This is a genomic window from Streptomyces sp. SLBN-8D4, assembly GCF_049739545.1.
In the GTDB taxonomy this organism is placed as follows: Bacteria; Actinomycetota; Actinomycetes; order Streptomycetales; family Streptomycetaceae; genus Streptomyces; species Streptomyces canus_C.
In genome coordinates, this window is record NZ_JBMGQC010000001.1 from 6,097,191 (window position 1) to 6,115,406 (window position 18,216).

At 70.5% G+C, this 18,216-nt stretch carries 15 protein-coding genes and 1 tRNA gene; 6 read left to right on the forward strand and 10 right to left on the reverse strand.

The features are described from left to right. Nucleotides 1–23 precede the first annotated feature (23 nt). Nucleotides 24–1,337: a glycoside hydrolase family 36 protein gene (locus RKD20_RS27770; RefSeq protein ID WP_424880080.1), complete on the forward strand. Its 1,314-nt coding sequence runs from the start codon at nt 24–26 to the stop codon at nt 1,335–1,337. Continuing rightward, complete coding sequence (locus tag RKD20_RS27775; protein ID WP_424880081.1) at nt 1,334–3,322, forward strand: beta-galactosidase; 1,989 nt, start codon at nt 1,334–1,336, stop codon at nt 3,320–3,322. The genes RKD20_RS27770 and RKD20_RS27775 overlap by 4 nt, the downstream gene beginning before the upstream one ends. Nucleotides 3,323–3,405: 83 nt before the next feature. Here the strand turns inward: RKD20_RS27775 and RKD20_RS27780 are convergent, their stop codons facing one another. The 4 genes from RKD20_RS27780 to RKD20_RS27795 all read right to left on the reverse strand — a co-directional run bounded on the left by RKD20_RS27780 (nt 3,406) and on the right by RKD20_RS27795 (nt 8,277). Further along, on the reverse strand, nt 3,406–4,845 hold the full coding sequence (locus RKD20_RS27780; protein WP_424880082.1) for a GH1 family beta-glucosidase: 1,440 nt from the start codon (nt 4,843–4,845) through the stop codon (nt 3,406–3,408). A gap of 164 nt (nt 4,846–5,009) precedes the next feature. Next, the gene (locus RKD20_RS27785) at nt 5,010–5,918 is read right to left on the reverse strand and encodes a carbohydrate ABC transporter permease (protein ID WP_424880083.1); all 909 of its coding nucleotides are present in this window, start codon (nt 5,916–5,918) and stop codon (nt 5,010–5,012) included. Nucleotides 5,919–5,929: 11 nt separating this feature from the next. Next, nucleotides 5,930–6,946 (reverse strand): carbohydrate ABC transporter permease, encoded by a 1,017-nt coding sequence (locus RKD20_RS27790; protein WP_424883337.1) that lies wholly within the window; start codon nt 6,944–6,946, stop codon nt 5,930–5,932. A 5-nt stretch (nt 6,947–6,951) separates the two neighbouring features. Then, entirely contained in the window at nt 6,952–8,277 is a 1,326-nt protein-coding gene (locus RKD20_RS27795) for an ABC transporter substrate-binding protein (RefSeq protein ID WP_424880084.1), read from the reverse strand. A gap of 355 nt (nt 8,278–8,632) precedes the next feature. Here RKD20_RS27795 and RKD20_RS27800 point away from each other — a divergent pair, with 355 nt between their 5' ends. Next, nucleotides 8,633–9,688: a LacI family DNA-binding transcriptional regulator gene (locus RKD20_RS27800; RefSeq protein WP_424880085.1), complete on the forward strand. Its 1,056-nt coding sequence runs from the start codon at nt 8,633–8,635 to the stop codon at nt 9,686–9,688. Between the two features lie 59 nt (nt 9,689–9,747). Next, a complete protein-coding gene (locus tag RKD20_RS27805; RefSeq protein WP_424880086.1) occupies nt 9,748–10,527 on the forward strand; it encodes a serine/threonine protein kinase in 780 nt (259 codons plus the stop codon). Nucleotides 10,528–10,536: 9 nt separating this feature from the next. Here the strand turns inward: RKD20_RS27805 and RKD20_RS27810 are convergent, their stop codons facing one another. After that, nucleotides 10,537–11,433: an SDR family oxidoreductase gene (locus tag RKD20_RS27810; RefSeq protein WP_424880087.1), complete on the reverse strand. Its 897-nt coding sequence runs from the start codon at nt 11,431–11,433 to the stop codon at nt 10,537–10,539. 180 nt (nt 11,434–11,613) lie between these two features. Here RKD20_RS27810 and RKD20_RS27815 point away from each other — a divergent pair, with 180 nt between their 5' ends. Further along, the gene (locus tag RKD20_RS27815) at nt 11,614–12,489 is read left to right on the forward strand and encodes a LysR family transcriptional regulator (protein ID WP_424880088.1); all 876 of its coding nucleotides are present in this window, start codon (nt 11,614–11,616) and stop codon (nt 12,487–12,489) included. A 49-nt stretch (nt 12,490–12,538) separates the two neighbouring features. Here the strand turns inward: RKD20_RS27815 and RKD20_RS27820 are convergent. From RKD20_RS27820 to RKD20_RS27835, 4 genes are all read right to left on the reverse strand, one after another. Next, a tRNA-His gene (locus RKD20_RS27820) sits at nt 12,539–12,614 on the reverse strand. A 77-nt stretch (nt 12,615–12,691) separates the two neighbouring features. Then, nucleotides 12,692–13,294 (reverse strand): oligoribonuclease, encoded by a 603-nt coding sequence (orn, locus tag RKD20_RS27825; RefSeq protein ID WP_037941700.1) that lies wholly within the window; start codon nt 13,292–13,294, stop codon nt 12,692–12,694. A gap of 102 nt (nt 13,295–13,396) precedes the next feature. After that, entirely contained in the window at nt 13,397–14,626 is a 1,230-nt protein-coding gene (locus RKD20_RS27830) for a GlxA family transcriptional regulator (RefSeq protein WP_020123264.1), read from the reverse strand. Nucleotides 14,627–15,003: 377 nt separating this feature from the next. Further along, entirely contained in the window at nt 15,004–15,309 is a 306-nt protein-coding gene (locus RKD20_RS27835; protein WP_424880089.1) for a hypothetical protein, read from the reverse strand. Between the two features lie 333 nt (nt 15,310–15,642). Between RKD20_RS27835 and RKD20_RS27840 the strand changes: the two genes are divergently transcribed. Further along, complete coding sequence (locus RKD20_RS27840) at nt 15,643–16,170, forward strand: universal stress protein (RefSeq protein WP_020123262.1); 528 nt, start codon at nt 15,643–15,645, stop codon at nt 16,168–16,170. 225 nt (nt 16,171–16,395) lie between these two features. Here RKD20_RS27840 and glmS read toward each other — a convergent pair whose 3' ends face one another. After that, on the reverse strand, nt 16,396–18,213 hold the full coding sequence (gene glmS / locus RKD20_RS27845; RefSeq protein ID WP_424880090.1) for a glutamine--fructose-6-phosphate transaminase (isomerizing): 1,818 nt from the start codon (nt 18,211–18,213) through the stop codon (nt 16,396–16,398). Nucleotides 18,214–18,216 lie beyond the last annotated feature (3 nt).

The following is an 18,216-nucleotide window of genomic DNA, read 5'->3' on the forward strand; positions in this document are numbered from 1 at the left end:
CCCGCACCTGAGAGAGAACCACCGTGCCCCACCCCTTCACCCCGCTCGCCTCCGTGCCCGTGGACCCGCGCAGGGCCCGCGTGCACGAGGAGGGCTGGCAGTCCTGGAGCCCCAGCGGCGCGTACGCCCTCGGCGACAAGCCGTACCGCCCGACGAACGACAACTGGGCGACGGTCTGCTACCGACCGGGCGTCACCGTCCCCGAGGGCACCTTCCAGGGCGAGGGCCTGCTGGCGCTCGACCCGGGCGACGGATCGCCGGTACGGCTGTGGGCGGCGCCGGACCCCGCGCATGAGGTGCCGTCGATCCGTCTGGTCGCCGAGGACTCCGTGGCGCAGGTCCTGGCCGACGGCCCGGTGAAGGAGTTCACGGGCACCGGCATCCAGTCGGTGCTGGCCGAGTGGGCCGCCGGACTCGGGGTCGAGACACCCCGCCTGGCGCCCACCGTCTGGTGCTCCTGGTACGAGTACTTCACCGACGTCACCGAGGACGACATCCACGAGAACCTGCGTGCGATGGACACCCTCGACCTGCCCGTCGACGTCGTCCAGATCGACGACGGCTATCAAAAGGCCCTCGGTGACTGGCTCACCCTCTCCGGCCGCTTCCGCTCCCGCGCGGGCATCGCCGACGCGATCCGGGCACGGGGCCGTCGGGCCGGCATCTGGACGGCACCCTTCCTGGTCGACCCGGCCAGTGACCTGGCCGTCGAGCACCCCGACTGGCTGGTCGAGGACCTCGACGGAGGCTTCCTGCACGCCGGCCGCAACTGGGGCCACGACCTGTGCGTCCTGGACACCACCCACCCCGAGGCGGCGCGGTACCTGGCGTCGGTCTTCAGGACCCTGGCGTCCGAGGGCTACGACTACTTCAAGGTCGACTTCCTGTACGCGGGAGCCCTGGAAGGCGTACGGCACTCCTCCGCGGACGCGCTCACGGCCTACCGGGACGGCATCCGGCTGATCCGCGAGGCGATCGGCTCCCAGGCGTACCTGCTCGGCTGCGGTGCGCCGATCCTGCCCTCCGTCGGCCTGTTCGACGCGATGCGGGTCAGCCCCGACACGGCCCCGCACCGGCGCCCCGAGGCCGACGACTACAGCCAGCCGGGCCAGGACCCGGCCGAGTTCACCGGCGCCGGCCGCCAGTGGCAGCACGGACGGCTCTGGGTCAACGACCCCGACTGTCTGATGGCCCGCCCGGCCGTGGAGACCCGCGAGCGCTGGGCGTCCCACGTGGAGGCGACGGGCGGCCTCATGGCGTCGAGCGACCGCCTGCTGTCCCTGGACCCGTGGGGCGTGGAGACGACCCGCCGCCTGCTCGGAGGAGACGTCCGATGATCACGGAGGGCATCGCCTACGGCGGCGACTACAACCCCGAGCAGTGGCCCGAGGAGGTCTGGGCCGAGGACGTACGCCTCATGCGCGAGGCGGGCGTGAACATGGTCAGCGTCAACATCTTCGCGTGGGCGCTCCTCGAACCCCGCGAGGGCGAGTACGACTTCTCCCGCCTCGACAGGATCCTCGCCCTGCTCCACGAGCACGGCATCGCCGCCGACCTGGCCACACCGACCGCGGCCCCACCGGCCTGGTTCTTCCGCGCGCACCCTGAAGCGCTGCCGGTCGACAAGGACGGCCGGAGACTGTCGTACGGCAGCCGCCAGACCTTCTGCCCCTCCAGCCCCGCCTACCGGGAGGCCGCCCTGCGGATCGCCCGGGTCCTCGGGGAGCGGTACGCCGACCACCCGGCGGTCGTGATGTGGCACATCCACAACGAGTACGGCTGCCACAACGCGGAGTGCTACTGCGACGTGAGCGCGGCGTCCTTCCGGCGCTGGCTGCGCGAGAAGTACGGCGACCTGGACGCCCTCAACGACGCCTGGGGTACGACCTTCTGGAGCCAGTGGTACTACGACTGGGACGAGATCATCCCGCCCCGCGCCACCGGTGCCGTGCCCAACCCGACCCACCAGCTGGACTGGCGGCGCTTCTGCAGCGACGAACTGCTGGCGCTGTGCAGGGCGGAGCGGGAGGTGCTGCGGGAGGCCGCTCCCTCGGTGCCCGCCACCACCAACTTCATGGTGATGTACAACTTCGACGCGCTGGACTACTGGCGCTGGGCGCCGGAGCTGGACGTCGTCTCCAACGACCACTACCTGCGCTCCACCGACCCCGAGTCGCAGATCGACATCGCGCTCAGCGGCGACCTGGTCCGTTCGCTGGCGGGCGGCCCGTGGCTGCTGATGGAGCACTCCACGGGCGCGGTGAACTGGCAGCCCGTCAACAGGGCCAAGACAGCGGGGGAGTTGCGCCGCAACGCCCTGGCCCACGTCGCCCGCGGCGCCGACGGCATCGCCTACTTCCAGTGGCGGGCCGCGAAGGCGGGTGCCGAACAGTGGCACTCGGCGATGCTCCCGCACGCCGGCACGGACAGCCAGATCTGGCGTGACGTGGTCGCGCTGGGCGCGGACCTGAAGGCGCTGGCGGAGGTGCGGGGCAGCACCAGCCCCGCCTCGGTCGCCGTCGTCTGGGACTGGAACGCCCGCTGGGCCCTGGAACTCCCCTCCCAGCCCAGCGAGTCGGTCCGCTACCTGGACATGGTCCGGGCCTGGTACGAGCCGCTGTGGCGGGCCGGAGTGGCGGTGGACTTCGTACGCCCCGACGCCGACCTGTCGTCGTATCGGCTGGTGCTGGCCCCGGCGCTGTACCTGGTCGACGACGCCGACGCCGCGAACCTCACCACCTTCGCCTCGGGCGGCGGCACGCTGGTCGTCGGCTTCCACAGCGGGGCCGTCGACACCAACTGCCACGTCCGCCTGGGCGGTTATCCGGGCGCCTTCCGGGAGCCCCTCGGCGTCCGCACGGACGAACTCTTCCCGCTGCTGCCCGGTGAGTCCCTCGGCCTGAGCGACGGCGGCACGGCGTCCCTGTGGTCGGAGCGGGTGCACCTGGAAGGCGCGGAGGCCGTCGCGTCGTACACCTCGGGCCCCCTGACCGGAGTCCCGGCGGTCACCCGGCACACCTGTGGCGAGGGCACGGCCTGGTATCTGGCCACCCACCCGGACCCGGACACCCTCGCCGCCCTGCTGGACCGCATCCGCACCGAGGCGGGGGTGGAGCCGGTGCGCGAGACACCGGAGGGGGTGGAGGCGGTGCTGCGCAGCGGCCGGGACGCGGACTACCTCTTCCTGATCAACCACGGTGAACGGGACGCCGAGGTGCAAGTGGCCTCGCGGGCAACCGAGTTGTTGAGCGGGAGGAGCGTCGACGGCGGCCGGGTGACGGTGCCGCCGGGCGATGTGGCGGTCGTACGGGAAGCACGCTGAGACGACCTTGCCGACGGGGCGGGCGGGGCGCGGCACCCCCCTCGGCTGCCGCGCCCCTTCCCCGTCCCCCGTCTCCGTGGTGGCTACGGGATGCTGTGGACCTCCGGGAGGGTGCCGGTGCGGGCCGCCCGGCCGTACCAGAGGGCACTGGACTTGGGTGTCCGTTCCAGCGTGGTGTAGTCGACGTAGACCGCGCCGAATCGCTTCTCGTAGCCGTACGCCCACTCGAAGTTGTCCAGCAGGGACCACAGGTAGTAGCCGCGGACGTCCGCGCCGTCGGCGATCGCGCGGCGGACCGCGGCGAGGTGGCCGTGCAGGTAGGAGATCCGCTCGGGGTCGTGGACGCGGCCGTCGGGGTCGGGCTTGTCGTCGTAGGCAGCGCCGTTCTCGGTGATGTAGAGGGGCAGACCGGGGGCCTCGCGGGTGTATCGCATGATCAGGTCGTGCAGGCCCGTCGGGTCGATCGTCCAGCCCATCTCCGTGCGCTCGCCCGGCGTCTGGTGGAACGTGACGTCGTCCGCACCGGGCCAGGGGGAGTGGTCGCTGCTGCCGTGGCCGTCGGCGCGCGGGCCGGCGGCCTCCGGGTCCGCGGCCGACACCAGCGCGGGCGTGTAGTAGTTGAGGCCCAGCGCGTCGAGCGGCTGGTTGATCAGGGCCAGATCGCCGTCCTCGACGAACGACCAGTCGGTGATCAGTTCCGTCGCCGCGAACAGCGTCTGCGGATAGGCGCCGTGCAGGATCGGCCCGTGGAAGACGCCGTTGGCCAGGTCGTCGATCTTCTGCGCCGCCGCCAGGTCGGCCGGGTCCTGGGAGAAGGGCCTGACGACCGAGGAGTTGAGGCTGAGCGCCACCGAGTTGCGGGCCGGCATCGACGCGCGTAGGGCCGAAGTGCCAAGGCCGTGCGCGAGGTTGAGCGTGTGCGCCGCCCTCAGTGAGGCCGCCGGGTCCGTACGGCCCGGCGCGTGCACCCCGGAGGCGTAGCCCAGGAAGGCCGCGCACCACGGCTCGTTGAGGGTGATCCACTGCTCCACCCGGTCGCCGAGCGCCTCCCCGACGATCTGCGCGTACTCCGCGAACCGGTACGCCGTGTCCCGCTCCGGCCAGCCGCCCGCGTCCTCCAGCTCCTGGGGCAGGTCCCAGTGGTAGAGCGTCACGGCCGGCTTGATGCCGTGCGCGAGGAGCTCGTCCACCAGCCGGCGGTAGAAGTCCAGACCCCGCTGGACCGCGGGCCCGCGGCCGGTCGGCTGCACCCGGGACCAGGAGATCGAGAAGCGGTACGCCGTCAGGCCCAGGTCGGCCATGAGCGCCACGTCGTCGCGGTAGCGGTGGTAGTGGTCGACAGCGATGTCACCGTGCTCGCCGCCCGCCGTCTTGCCCGGGGTGTGGCTGAAGGTGTCCCAGATGGAGGGCGTGCGGCCGTCCTCCCGCACCGCCCCCTCGATCTGGTAGGCGGAGGTCGCGGCTCCCCACAGGAAGGCGGAGGGAAAGGTCACCGGGGTCACCGGCGTTTCGGACTCAGGCATGGAAGCGCTCCCATTGGGGGTCGTAAGACCTACTGGTAGAGGGGGGAGGGGAGGGGGATGGGCAGGGCCGAGGCGACGGTGCCCCGGCCCCCTGAAGCGAGATTCCCCAGACGTACGAGGTCAGCCCTTCACGGCACCCTGCATGATGCCGCAGACGTACGAGGTCAGCCCTTCACGGCACCCTGCATGATGCCGCCCACGATCTGCTTGCCGAAGATCGCGAAGACGATCAGCAGGGGCAGCGTGCCGAGCAGTGCGCCCGCCATGATCAGGGACTGGTCCGGCGTGTAGCCGCGGCCGAGCTGCGCGACCGCGACCTGCACGGTCGGGTTGCCGTTCTGGGTCAGCACCAGGAACGGCCACAGGAAGTCGTTCCACGTCTGCACGAACATCAGCATGCCGAGGACGGCCATCGCCGGCCGGGCGGCGGGGAACACGACATGCCACACCACCCGCCAGCTGCTCGCACCGTCCACCCGGGCCGCCTCGATGATCTCGTCCGGCAGCGCCTGGATCAGGTACTGCCGCATGAAGAACACCCCGAACGCGCTCACCAGCGAAGGGAGGATCACCGCCTGGAGCTGGTCGGTCCAGTCGAGCTTGGCGACCATCATGTACAGCGGGATGACGCTCAGCTGGGGCGGCACCATCATCGTGCCGATCACGATCAGCATCATCGCGCCGCGGCCCCTGAAGCGCAGCTTGGCGAAGGCGAACCCGGCGATCGTGGACAGGAAGACGATGGTCAGCGCCGACACACCGGCCACGAACGTGGTGTTGATGAATGCCTTGCCCAGGTTGGCGTCGTTCCAGGCGATGTCGAGATTGTGGAAGAGGTTGCCGCCGAACCAGAACGGCGGCGGGGTCTGCGCCAACCGCTGGTTGTCGCGCGAGGCGGCGATCGCCGTCCACACCAGCGGCAGCAGCGAGCCGATGGTGAACAGGGCGAGGATGACGTACGCGATGGGTCCCGCGTGCATCTGCCCGCCCGCACGCGCCGACTTGGGCCGGCGTACGCGCTTCGGGGGCTGGGGATCCGCGTCCGCCGCGGGTTTCGTCAGGGTCGTCGTCACGGCCGGTCTCCTTAACTACTGGCGCGCAGCCGGCGCGAGATGACGTAGTTGACGATCCCGATCAGGATGAGGATCAGGAACATCGTCCAGGCGATCGCGGAGGCGCGGCCCAGGTGCATGTTCACCCAGCCCTGCTCGTACAGATACAGCCCGAGCGTCTGGAACTGGTGCTCGGCGCCGCCGGACGCGCCCTTGTTGGCGTCGAACAGCAGCGGCTCGCCGAACACCTGGCTCGCCCCGATCGTCGAGACGACGACGGTGAACAGGATCGTCGGCCGCAGCGAGGGCAGGGTGACATGGAGGAACTGCTTCCAGCGGCTGGCCCCGTCCAGGGCCGCCGACTCGTACAGGTCCTGCGGGATCGCCTGCATCGCGGCCAGGTAGATCAGCGCGTTGTAGCCGGTCCAGCGCCAGATGACGATCGACGAAACGGCGATCTGCGAGGGCCACTTGTCGTTCTGCCAGTCGATGGCGTCGACACCGACGAAGTGCAGAGCCCAGTTGATCATGCCGTAGTCGCGGCCGAAGAGCAGCACGAACACCAGCGAGGCGGCGGCGATCGACGTGGCGTACGGCGCCAGCATCACGACCCGGTAGAAGGTCGACGCGCGCAGCTTGTAGTTGAGGATGTGCGCCAGGCCCATCGCCATCGCCAACTGCGGGACGGTGGAGATGATCCCGATGGTCAGGGTGTTCTTCGCCGCGTTCCAGAAGAAGTCGTCGTCGAAGATCCGCGTGTAGTTGCGCAGGCCCGCCCACTGCATGTCGGTGGGGTCGGTCAGCTCGACCGTGTGCAGCGAGGCCCAGCCGGTGTAGATCAGCGGGAACAGGCCGAACGCGAGGAACAGCAGGAAGAACGGCGAGACGAACGCGTACGGGCTCCAGCGCATGTCCCGCTGCCAGCGGCGGGACAGCCGCGCCCGGCGCCGCTGGTCCTTGTCGTCGGGTACGGCGTCTTCGGGCGGGCGGCCCGGGGCCGCGCCCCCCTCCTTGAGGGGGAGCGCGGCGGTGTCGTGCCGGGTGGCCATACCGGTCACTTCTCCAGGTTGTTGTCGATGGTCTTGGTGGCCGTCTCCCAGGCTTCCTTGGCCGACTTGCCCTTCGTGACGAGGATGACGCCGTTGTCGGTCAGGCCCTGCTGGATGATCTGGTCCTTCGGGCCGATCACCTGCGTCGGGATGGCCTTGGCGGCCTCGGCGAAGATCTTGCCGATGGGCGCGTCACCGGTCATCGTGTTCTTCGCGTCGGTGACCAGGGGCAGGTCGTAGGCGGCGGACGAGCTCGGGAAGCTGCCCTGCACGCTGAACAGCTTGGCCTGCTGCTCCGGCGCGGTCAGCCAGGTGATCAGCTTCTCCGCCTCCTTCACGTGCTTGCCGCTCTTGGGCACCGACAGGAAGGTGCCGCCCCAGTTGCCGGACTTGGGCGCGGCGGCCACGTCCCACTTGCCGGCGGACTCCGGTGCCGACTTGCCCTTGAGGTAGCCGAGCATCCACGGCGGGCAGGCGATCGCGGCGAACTTGCTCTTGGCGATCGTCGTGTCCCAGGCCGGCTGGAACTGCGTCTGCGCTCCGACCAGCCCGTCCTTGGCGGCCTTCGCGGTCAGGTCGAAGGCGTTCTTGATGGCCGGGTTCGACTTGTAGATGACCTCGCCCGAGGCGTCGTAGTACTTGTCCTTCTCACTGCTGACGATCGCGTTGAGCAGACCGCCGGGCGAGTCCATGAAGGTGGTGCCCGCGGGGGCCTTCTTCTTGTAGGTCGTGCCCGCGGCGACGAGCTTGTTCCAGTCGCCCGCCCACAGCTTGCCGACCTCCTCGCGGTCGGTGGGCAGACCGGCCTGCTGGAAGAGGTCCTTGCGGTAGCAGATCGCCATCGGGCCGATGTCGGTGCCGAGGCCTATGGTCTGGCCGTCCTTGGTGGTGGCCTGCTGCCACTTCCAGTCCACCCACTTGCTCTTGTCCACCCCGGAGACCTTGGACATGTCCACCAGCTTGTCCGCGTTGGTGGAGACGACCTCAGCGATGTTGCCGACTTCGATGGCCTGCACGTCCAGGAGACCGCTGTTGGTGGTGAGGTGGTTGACGAGAGCCGGGTAGTAGTTCTCGTTCCGCTCGACCACGTTCTCCTGGATCTTGATGTCCGGGTTGAGCTTCTCGTACTCCTTGTACAGCCCGGCCTCCTTGAAGCCCTGGGTGCCGAAGAGGCCGAGAGTGATCGTGGTCTTGCCGCCGCCGTCCGACGACGAACCGTCGCTGTCGTTGCCGCCGTCGTCGGCACAGCCGGCCAGCAGCCCGGCGCCCAGCGACGCGACGGCCGCGAGGACAACCACCCTGTTGCGGGCGGTTCGGGTACGTGCTCGCATTGCGTCCTCCTGTTGCCCTGACGTGCCGACCCCCCGGCCAACTGCGTTGTTGGACCCGTTACTTGACTGCTGCGGCTCGGGCGGGGAACGTGCGGGATATTTATGTGTCAGGTACCGTGGGAGCGCTCCCACATGTGATGTGTTGAAGGTTCGCGGCTCGGAGCGAGGGTGTCAAGGGAGTGCGCGAGGAGAGATGCCTTCAGTTATCAGCCTGTTAACTGGACCCACTCGGCATGGCTGTCGGCGGCGCAGGTGACCGTGCGGTAGGGGGTGGTGGCCCCCGCGACCGCCACGTCCGCACGCGGGACTGTTAAATTCCAGGCCAGCGTAGAGACACGGTGGGAAGGCGGAGCCCATGGCAAGCCACGGAGCGCGGAGCCGAAGCGGTGGCCGGCCCACCCTCGAGGAGGTGGCCGCGCGCGCCGGCGTGGGCCGGGGCACCGTTTCCCGGGTGATCAACGGCTCACCCCGGGTCAGTGACGCCACGCGTGCGGCCGTCGAGGCGGCGGTCGCGGAGCTCGGGTACGTCCCGAACACGGCCGCGCGCGCCCTGGCGGCCAACCGTACGAATGCGATCGCGCTGGTCGTGCCCGAGCCGGAGACACGGTTCTTCGCGGAGCCGTACTTCTCGGACATGCTCAAGGGCGTCGGCGCCGAGATCTCGGAAACCGAGATGCAGCTCCTGCTGATCTTCGCGGGCAGCGACCGCGAACGCCGCCGGCTGGCCCAGTACCTGGCCGCGCACCGGGTCGACGGCGTCCTGCTGGTGTCGGTGCACGCCGACGACCCGCTCCCCGACCTGCTGTCCCAGCTGGAGATCCCGGCGGTGATCAGCGGCCCGCGCTCGGCGGGGGAAACGCTCCCGTCCGTGGACTCCGACAACTACGGCGGCGGCCGCTCGGCCGTGGAGCACCTCCTGGCCGGCGGCCGCCGCACGATCGCGCACATCACCGGCCGCCTCGACGTGTACGGTGCCCAGCGGCGCGTAGACGGCTACCGGGACGCGCTGCGCGACGCGGGCCACGAGGTGGACGAGCGGCTGATCGAGCCCGGTGACTTCACCGAGGAGGGCGGCCGCCGGGCGATGACGAACCTGCTGGCCCGCCGCCCCGACCTGGACGCGGTCTTCGCCGGCTCGGACGTCATGGCGGCCGGTGCCCGCCAGGTCCTGCGCGAGGAGGGCCGTGGCATCCCCTCGGACGTGGCCCTGATCGGCTACGACGACTCGGCCATAGCGCGCCACATGGACCCGCCCCTCACCAGCGTCCGCCAGCCCATCGAGGAGATGGGCCGCCACATGATCGACCTCCTCCTCTCGGAGATCGCCGACCGCCGCCCGGCGGTGTCCCGGGGACTGGAGCGCCGCCAGGTGGTTCTGGCCACGGAACTGGTGGAGCGGGCGTCGTCCTGACCTCTTCGGCGACGGCGACCTCCAGCCGCACCAGCGGCTGGAGGTTGAACGCAAGGATCATGACTGCCCATCCCCTGCTGGACGTTGACGAGATCCCCGAGACCGAGCCCTACCTGCGGAGCGTGGGCGAGGTGTTCCGTTCCTTCCGCGAACAGGATTCCGGCTGCCTCTCCCACGGCGTCCGGCTCCCCGACGGCAGCCGCTGGTTCGTGAAGGAGGCCACCACCGATCGGGCCCAGCGCTCCCTCGACCGCGCCTGGGCCTTCCACGGCAGGGTCCGGCATCCGGCGATCGTCCCCCAGGTGCACCGGGTCGCCGTGGGGGACCGCCGTACGGCCGTCGTCATGCCGTGGCACGACGGCGAGATCCTCTACGACCCCACGGCCCGCGCCCGCTTCCGCGCCCTGCCCCTCGCCCGCGTCCACCACGCCCTGGACCGGGTCCTGGACGCCCACCTCGCCGTCGAGGCCGCGGGCCAGGTCGCCGTCGACCTCTACGACGGTGCCTTCCTCTACGACTTCGACGCCCACGAGCTCCGTCTGATCGACCTCGACGACTACCGCCCGGGCCCGTTCGTCCTGACCGAGGACCGCCTCCCCGGCTCCACCCGCTTCATGGCGCCCGAGGAGTGGCGGCGCGGTGCCACGATCGACACCCGCACCACCGTTCATGTCCTCGGCCGCACCGCCCGCCTCCTCCTGGACGCGGGCCCGGGCGAGGACGCCTTCCGCGGTACGGCCGCGCAGCTCGCGGTCGTGGAGCGCGCCACGCGTCCCGTGCCTGGCGAACGGTTCGGCGGCGTACGGGATTTGGTGGAGGCGTGGCGGGCGGCGTCGTAGCGTGGGGGCTCAGGACGTCTTGAAGTAGTGGCCGGCCTCCAGGTCCGGGATCAGCGCGGGGTGCTCCGGCCGCCAGCCGAGCAGCTCCCGGGTGCGCGCGGCCGAGGCCCGCATGTCGATGGCGGCGAAGCGGCCGAGCCAGCCGAAGTGGTCCGTCGCCTTCTCCGGGGCCACGCTCGCGACCGGCACATCGAGCCCCCGCCCGATCGTCTCGGCGATCTCGTGGAACGGCACTCCCTCGTCGCCGATCGCGTGCAGCCGCACGCCCGCCGGGGCCGCCTCCAGCGCCAGCCGGAACAGCCGGGCCGCGTCGAGCCGGTGGACGGCCGCCCAGTGGTTGGAGCCGTCGCCCACCATGGCCGAGACGCCCTTGTCGCGCGCGCGGCCGATGAACATGGGCACGAAGCCGATGTCGCCCTCGCCGTGCACGCTCGGGGGAAGCCGCAGCACCGACGAGCGCACCCCGCGTTCGGCGAGCGCGAGCGTCGCGAACTCCGAGGCGTGCCGGTGCTTGGCGGGGGAGTCCGGGTCGGCCGGGTCCTCCTCGGTGCCGAGGCGCCCGGGCGCGGTGAGCAGTCCCGAGGTGACCACGAAGGGCTTGCCGGTGCCTTCGAGCACCTCGCCGATGGCCTCGATCGCTGTGAGGTCGGCCTCGCCCGAGGCGGTCAGGTTGGTGAAGTCGTGGATGAACGCCAGGTGGGCGACCCCGTCCGCGCCCTCCGCTCCCCTGCGCAGACTGTCGAGGTCGGTCAGGTCCCCGCGGTGCACCTCCGCGCCCGCGGCCTTCAGCGCCTCCACGGACCGGTCCGAGCGGGCCAGGCCGACGACCTCGTGCCCGGCGTCGAGCAGCTCACGGGTGACGGCGGAACCGACGAAGCCGGTCGCACCGGTGACGAATACACGCATGGTGATCCTTCGCTGTGAACGAGTGAATGCTTGAACGGGTGGATGCCTCTTCAGCCTGCGAAGGCGGGGCCACGGCAGTCCAAAGCCTGTTTCGCATGGCGCAATACGGATCAGGCATCACCGCAGGTGAAATGGGTTGTGTGCGGGATACGGCCGCTGCGGCGGTCGTACGCTTCAGGCATGACCGACCTCGACCTCCGGCTGGTCCGGTACTTCACGGCCGTCGCCGAGCACCGGCACTTCGGCCGGGCCGCCGACGCGCTGCATGTCACGCAGCCCTCGCTGAGCCGGCAGATCCGCCGCCTCGAGCAGCAGCTGGGCGCGCGGCTGCTGGAGCGGACCCCGCAGGGCAGCCGGCTCACCGAGGCGGGGGAGGTCTTCCTCCCCCGGGCGAAGGCACTGCTGCGTTCGGCGGCCCAGGCGGCGAGCCTTGCCCGGGCGGCCGCCGAGCCGAGCCGGATCACCGTGGGGTACACGGCGGGGATCATCGTCACCCCGGCGGTGCGCGCCCTGCGCGAGCGCTTCCCGGACGCCGACGTCAGGACCGCGCACGTCGACTGGACCGAGCGGACCACGGTCCTGCCCGAGCTCAAGGCCGACGTCCTGGTGACCCGGCTGCCCTTTCCGACCGAGGAGGCGCAGGTGACGGTCCTCTACGAGGAACCCCGGGCGCTGGTGCTCCCGGTCGGCCACCGTCTCGCCGGCAAGGAGTCCGTCACCCTCGACGACATCGCCGACGAGCCGCTGGTCCGGGTGGCCGACCCGGTCTGGAACGCGTACTGGCGCATCGACCCCCGCCCGGACGGCCGACCGGCACCGGACGGTCCCCTGGCCGACGCGCTGGAGGACAAGTTCGAACTCGTCGCCTCCGGACAGGCCCTGGCCATCACGGCCTTGCCCCGGGCGGGTTCGCTCCGCCCCGACGTCACCGCGGTCCCGCTGCACGGCGTCGAACCGGCCCATGTGGTCCTCGCGACCCGCGCCGAGGAGCGGAGCCGGCTGGTCGCGGCCTTCCGCAAGGCCGCGCGGGCCTTTCTCAGGGCGTCCGACTCCTGAAACGACCTCAGCCGGTGACCTTGTCTCCAAGGTCACCGGCTGAGGTGAATGGGGTGAGTGACGGGACTTGAACCCGCGGCCACCTGGACCACAACCAGGTGCTCTACCAACTGAGCTACACCCACCATGTTCGGCTGTTCGGATCTCTCCGACCGGCCGAGAAAAAGTGTACAGGGTCTGAAGGGGTGCTCGCGCCCGGCTTTTACCGCCCGGGCAGCACGTGCTTCGCGGCGATCGTCTTGGCGGTCTCGGAGTCGGGGCCGGGCTGCGGGACGAAGATCGCCTCGCGGTAGTAGCGCAGCTCCGCGATGGACTCGCGGATGTCGGCGAGGGCGCGGTGGTTGCCGTTCTTGTCCGGGCTGTTGAAGTAGGCCCGCGGGTACCAGCGCCGGGCGAGCTCCTTGACGGAGCTGACGTCCACGATCCGGTAGTGGAGGTAGTCCTCAAGGGTGGGCATGTCCCGGAGCAGGAAACCGCGGTCGGTGCCGACGGAGTTGCCGCACAGCGGGGCCTTGCCGGGTTCCTTGACGTGCTCGCGGACGTAGGCGAGGACCTGCTCCTCGGCGTCGGCGAGGGTCGTCCCGCCGGCCAGCTCGTCGAGCAGCCCGGACACGGTGTGCATCTGACGCACCACCTCCGGCATCGTCTCCAGCGCCTGGTCCGGCGGGCGGATGACGATGTCCACACCGTCGCCGAGCACGTTGAGCTCGGAGTCGGTGACGAGGGCGGCAACCTCGATGAGCGCGTCGTCGGACAGCGAGAGGCCGGTCATCTCGCAGTCGATCCACACCATGCGATCGTTCATGCGAACACCCTACGGCTGACGTTCGCTTTTGTGGCGCCCAGGTCGGTGCCGGGCATCCGGAACGCCGGGCGGACCTTCGCAGGCCCGCCCGGCGTCAGGACGTCACGCTCCGCTGCGCTGCCCCGGCAGGCTCGCCCGGCCTCCGCCGACGTACAGCTCGCGGCCGTTGTCGGAGGGCGGGCCCACGGGGGCCGGGGTGCGGCGGGTCTGGAGCGGTACCGGACCGCTCTCCGGGTGCAGCGGGACGGGCGCGCTGGGCGCGGGACCCGTCGGACCCCCCACCGGACCGTCGCTGTCCACCGGCCTGTCGCCCTGTGGACGGCGGGCCCGGTACGCGGCCCGGTAGGCGGCCGGGGACGAGCCCAGCTGCCGCCGGAAGTGCCCGCGCAGCGCCACCGGCGAGCGGAAGCCGCAGCGGCCCGCGACCTCGTCCACCGAGTAGTCCGACGTCTCCAGGAGACGCTGTGCCTGCAGCACCCGCTGGGTGATCAGCCACTGCAGAGGGGCCGAACCGGTCAGCGAGCGGAACCGGCGGTCGAACGTACGACGGCTCATGTACGCCCGCGCCGCCAGCGTCTCCACGTCGAACTGCTCGTGGAGGTGCTCCAGCGCCCAGGCGACGACCTCGGCGAGCGGGTCGGCGCCGATCTCCTCCGGTAAAGACCTGTCGAGGTAGCGCTCCTGACCGCCCGAGCGGCGCGGCGGGACCACCAGTCGGCGGGCCAGTGCCCCTGCCGCCTCGTTGCCGTGGTCCGTCCGCACGATGTGGAGACAGAGGTCGATTCCGGCCGCGGTACCGGCCGAGGTCAGTACGTCGCCGTCGTCCACGAAGAGTTCTCGTGGATCCACGTGCACCGACGGGTAGCGCTTGGCCAGCGTCGGTGCGTACATCCAGTGTGTCGTCGCGGGGCGGCCGTCCAGCAGGCCCGCCGCCGCCAGCACGAAGGCGCCGGTGCACAGCCCTACTATGCGGGCCCCCTCTTCGTGCGCCCGGCGCAGTGCGTCGAGCGCCTCCTCCGGTGGCGGTGAAGTGATCGAGCGCCAGGCCGGTACGACGACCGTGCCCGCGCGTGAGATCGCTTCCAGGCCATGCGGTGCGGTGAGTTCCAGGCCCCCTGTGGTCCGCAGTGGGCCTTCCTCGCCGCCGCACACCAATAGGCGGTAGCGCGGCACGCCGGCGTCCTGGCGGTCAATCCCGAACACCGACAAAGGTATGGAACTCTCGAAGATGGGGCCGCCGCTGAACAGCAGCACCGCGACGATCTCCTTGCGGCGTCGCCCGGAAAGCTTCCGGGCCGCGGCTTCCGGCGCGGCAGTGGAGTCGTGGCTCATACTGCTAAGCCCCCCTCGGTGGTCGCGGCTCCTCGGTTGTGTCGCTCCTGCACGTTTCCCCTCGGTCCTGCACGAGTCCCCCGCCGTAAGACGTCAAGATCGAATCTACTGTGTCGCGTGCTGCCGACGTGACCAGTTCGTCATCCGGCAGATTGTCGACTTGGCAACTTGGCGTAAAGCATTCGATCACGAAGCGTTGCACTCGTGGGCCGTGCAGGGAAGTGCGCCTTGTGGCAGTGGCTAATCCACGTAGGGTGCACGGGGCCTCCGGGACCCTATCCCTGCAGGTGGAACGGGGGTTGAGGGGTGCTTGGACCAAGGGACACGCCCAACGTGGAAGTTGGCTGAAAAGAATCGTCGCGGTGCATGGAAACCGGTCAGCCGACCGGTGTATTTCCCGCGGTGTGACGACCGCCTCGACGGGCCCCGGCACCGCCCCTGTGGTGACGGCCGCGACGGGGTGCCGGTTCCTCCTGCGCCAGGCCGGCCGCGCCGCGCTCCGACTGGCGCAGGAGGATACGGCAGACGGCCGTCACGGCGGCGAGGCCGAGAGCGGTGCCCGTCGCGCCGGCCAGTGAGGTGCCGTACCAGAGGAGCACCACGGGGACGAGGACGCAGCTGAAGGCCGCCCAGCGGATCACGTCCGTGGTGGTGTCCTCGGCGGGCGGTCGGTGTCCGGTCATGGTGTGCTCCCTGGGGCGTCTCCCTGCGGTGCGGCTCACGGGTTCAACGCGTGTTCGACCCTTCGGTCACTGTGTCGAGGGCCGTCCGGGGGCCGGGGCGGGGGCGGCCACGGGAATCCTGTGCAAACCGCCTGTACAACGCAGCAACCATTGCGTTACGGGCGCCCCCTCGTGCATGCTCCCTGGAACCCCCACGGACCGTGGACGGGCTCTGGGCTAAGGAGGCGTGCCGCCGTACCCTTGGGGGTATGGGGTTGGGAAGATGATTCCCGGACACAGCTCCGCCGCACACTGTCGTCCCTCCCACACAAGGATCACAACGCCGAGACAGCCATGGCCGGTCACGAATTCTTCGAACCAGCGGACCGCAAGCGGCCTGTCGCCGACCCCACGGCGGCCGAGCCCCTGGCGGCGGAAGAGCCACGCCACTCCTGCGACCCCGCCTTCAAGCACGGCGTCGTGGTCGGCTTCGACGGCTCCACGTCCAGCGAGCGCGCCCTCGCCTACGCGATCGGCATGGCCCATCGCTCCGGCTCGGGCCTGATCATCGTGCATGTCGCCAACCGGCTGCCCACCACCGTGTGGGCCGGCTGCGAGCCACCGGTCTTCGTCGACGTGCCCGACCACCGCACCGAGGTGCTCGGCCTGGAGCTCGCCTGTGCGGACTACCTGGCCGAGGTTCCCTGGATCCTCGTCGAGCGTGGCGGGGACATCTGCCATGAACTCGAGGAGGTCGGGCGGGAGTACGAGGCGGACGCGATCGTCGTCGGCTCCACCCACGGCATCGTCGGGCGCATCTTCGGCTCCGTCGCGGGGCGGCTCGCCAAGCGGGCGAAGCGGCCCGTCATCGTCATTCCCTGACGCGTCAACTCGTCGTTCGTCCAGGTGAGACGGGCGAATCTACTCGCGCGTAGGGGTGTTTGTGCCTTTGTGAAGGGCATATAGCGGTCACGGGCTGCCGGGCGGGGGCGTGACGGCCACCGGGCCAAGTGGCAGCCGGCACCGGGGCATTGGGCGACCCCGGCGCATCGAACGGACCCCCCGTGAGCGGTGGCATCACGTGGGGGTCCGTCCTGCGAGGACCTTCTACTCGACCGTCACCGACTTGGCGAGATTCCTCGGCTTGTCGATGTCGCGGCCGAGCGCAAGTGCCGTGTGGTAGGCGAGGAGTTGGAGGGGGATGCCCATCAGGATCGGGTCCAGCTCGTCCTCGTTCTTGGGGACGACGATGGTCTCGTCGGCCTTTTCCTGGTGCTGGTGGGCGACGGCCAGGATGCGGCCGCTGCGGGCCTTGATCTCCTCCAGGGCGGCGCGGTTCTTCTCCAGGAGGTCGTCGTCGGGGACGATCGCGACCGTGGGGAGGGCGGGCTCGATCAGGGCCAGGGGGCCGTGCTTGAGCTCGGAGGCGGGGTAGGCCTCCGCGTGGATGTAGGAGACCTCCTTGAGCTTCAGGGAGGCCTCGCGGGCCACCGGGTAGCCCCGGACGCGGCCGATGAACAGCATCGAGCGGGCCTCGGCGTACTGCTCGGCCAGCTTCTTGATGTGCTCCTCCTGCTCCAGCATCTCGGTGATCTGCGCGGGCAGCCTGCGGAGGCCCTCGATGATCCGCTTGCCGTCGCGGACCGAGAGGTCGCGGGTGCGGCCCAGGTGGAGCGCGAGGAGGGCGAAGGCCACCGTCGTGTTGGTGAAGCACTTGGTGGAGACCACGCAGACCTCGGGGCCCGCGTGCACGTAGATGCCGCCGTCCGCCTCGCGGGCGATCGCCGAGCCGACCACGTTCACCACGCCCAGGACCCGCGCGCCCTTGCGCTTCAGCTCCTGGACGGCCGCGAGGACGTCGTAGGTCTCACCGGACTGGGAGACGGCGATGTAGAGGGTGTCGGGGTCGACGACCGCGTTGCGGTAGCGGAACTCGGAGGCGGGCTCGGCGTCCGCGGGGATGCGGGCCAGCTCCTCGATCATCTGGGCGCCGATCATGCCCGCGTGGTACGAGGTGCCGCAGCCGAGGATCTTCACGCGGCGGATCTGGCGCGCCTCGCGGGCGTCCAGGTTGAGGCCGCCGAGGTGCACGGTGGAGAAGCGGTCGTCGATGCGGCCGCGCAGCACGCGGTCCACGGCGTCGGCCTGCTCGTGGATCTCCTTGTGCATGTAGGTGTCGTGGCCGCCCATGTCGTAGGAGGCGGCCTCCCACTCGACGGTGGTGGGCTCGGCCGTCGTGCGGGTGCCCTCCGTCGTGTAGGTGCGGAAGTCGTCGGCCTTGAGGGTGGCCATCTCGCCGTCGTCCAGCGTCACGATCTGCCGGGTGTGGGCGACCAGCGCGGCGATGTCCGAGGCGACGAACATCTCCTTCTCGCCGATGCCGAGGACGACCGGGGAGCCGTTTCGGGCCACCACGATGCGGTCGCTGAAGTCGGCGTGCATCACGGCGATGCCGTAGGTGCCCTCGATCACCCGCAGGGTGTCGCGGACCTTGTCCTCCAGCTTCTCCGCCTGGGAGCGCGCGATGAGGTGGACGAGGACCTCGGTGTCGGTCTCGGAGAGGAACTCGACGCCGTCCGCCTCCAGCTTGCGGCGCAGGTCGGAGGCGTTGTCGATGATGCCGTTGTGGACGACGGCGACCTTGCCCCCGGCGTCCAGGTGCGGGTGGGCGTTCACGTCGGAGGGCGCGCCGTGGGTGGCCCAGCGGGTGTGGGCGATGCCGGTGGTGCCCTTGAAGCGGGCCGGGACCTTGGCCTCCAGGTCGCGCACCCGGCCCTTGGCCTTGACCATCTTCAGCCCGGCCGTCTTCGGCGAGGTGACGACGATGCCGGCCGAGTCGTAGCCGCGGTACTCGAGGCGCTGCAGACCCTCCAGGAGCAGCGGGGCGACATCACGCTTCCCGATGTATCCGACAATTCCGCACATAAA

What these genes read in the sequence shown, in the direction of transcription:
- RKD20_RS27790 (WP_424883337.1), bottom strand. Translation starts at nt 6,946, where the DNA reads ATGGCCACCCGGCACGACACCGCCGCGCTCCCCCTCAAGGAGGGGGGC.
- glmS (WP_424880090.1), bottom strand. Translation starts at nt 18,213, where the DNA reads ATGTGCGGAATTGTCGGATACATCGGGAAGCGTGATGTCGCCCCGCTG.
- RKD20_RS27815 (WP_424880088.1), top strand. Translation starts at nt 11,614, where the DNA reads ATGACCGACCTCGACCTCCGGCTGGTCCGGTACTTCACGGCCGTCGCC.
- RKD20_RS27780 (WP_424880082.1), bottom strand. Translation starts at nt 4,845, where the DNA reads ATGCCTGAGTCCGAAACGCCGGTGACCCCGGTGACCTTTCCCTCCGCC.
- RKD20_RS27835 (WP_424880089.1), bottom strand. Translation starts at nt 15,309, where the DNA reads ATGACCGGACACCGACCGCCCGCCGAGGACACCACCACGGACGTGATC.
- RKD20_RS27800 (WP_424880085.1), top strand. Translation starts at nt 8,633, where the DNA reads ATGGCAAGCCACGGAGCGCGGAGCCGAAGCGGTGGCCGGCCCACCCTC.
- RKD20_RS27775 (WP_424880081.1), top strand. Translation starts at nt 1,334, where the DNA reads ATGATCACGGAGGGCATCGCCTACGGCGGCGACTACAACCCCGAGCAG.
- RKD20_RS27805 (WP_424880086.1), top strand. Translation starts at nt 9,748, where the DNA reads ATGACTGCCCATCCCCTGCTGGACGTTGACGAGATCCCCGAGACCGAG.
- RKD20_RS27840 (WP_020123262.1), top strand. Translation starts at nt 15,643, where the DNA reads ATGGCCGGTCACGAATTCTTCGAACCAGCGGACCGCAAGCGGCCTGTC.
- RKD20_RS27810 (WP_424880087.1), bottom strand. Translation starts at nt 11,433, where the DNA reads ATGCGTGTATTCGTCACCGGTGCGACCGGCTTCGTCGGTTCCGCCGTC.
- orn (WP_037941700.1), bottom strand. Translation starts at nt 13,294, where the DNA reads ATGAACGATCGCATGGTGTGGATCGACTGCGAGATGACCGGCCTCTCG.
- RKD20_RS27795 (WP_424880084.1), bottom strand. Translation starts at nt 8,277, where the DNA reads ATGCGAGCACGTACCCGAACCGCCCGCAACAGGGTGGTTGTCCTCGCG.
- RKD20_RS27830 (WP_020123264.1), bottom strand. Translation starts at nt 14,626, where the DNA reads ATGAGCCACGACTCCACTGCCGCGCCGGAAGCCGCGGCCCGGAAGCTT.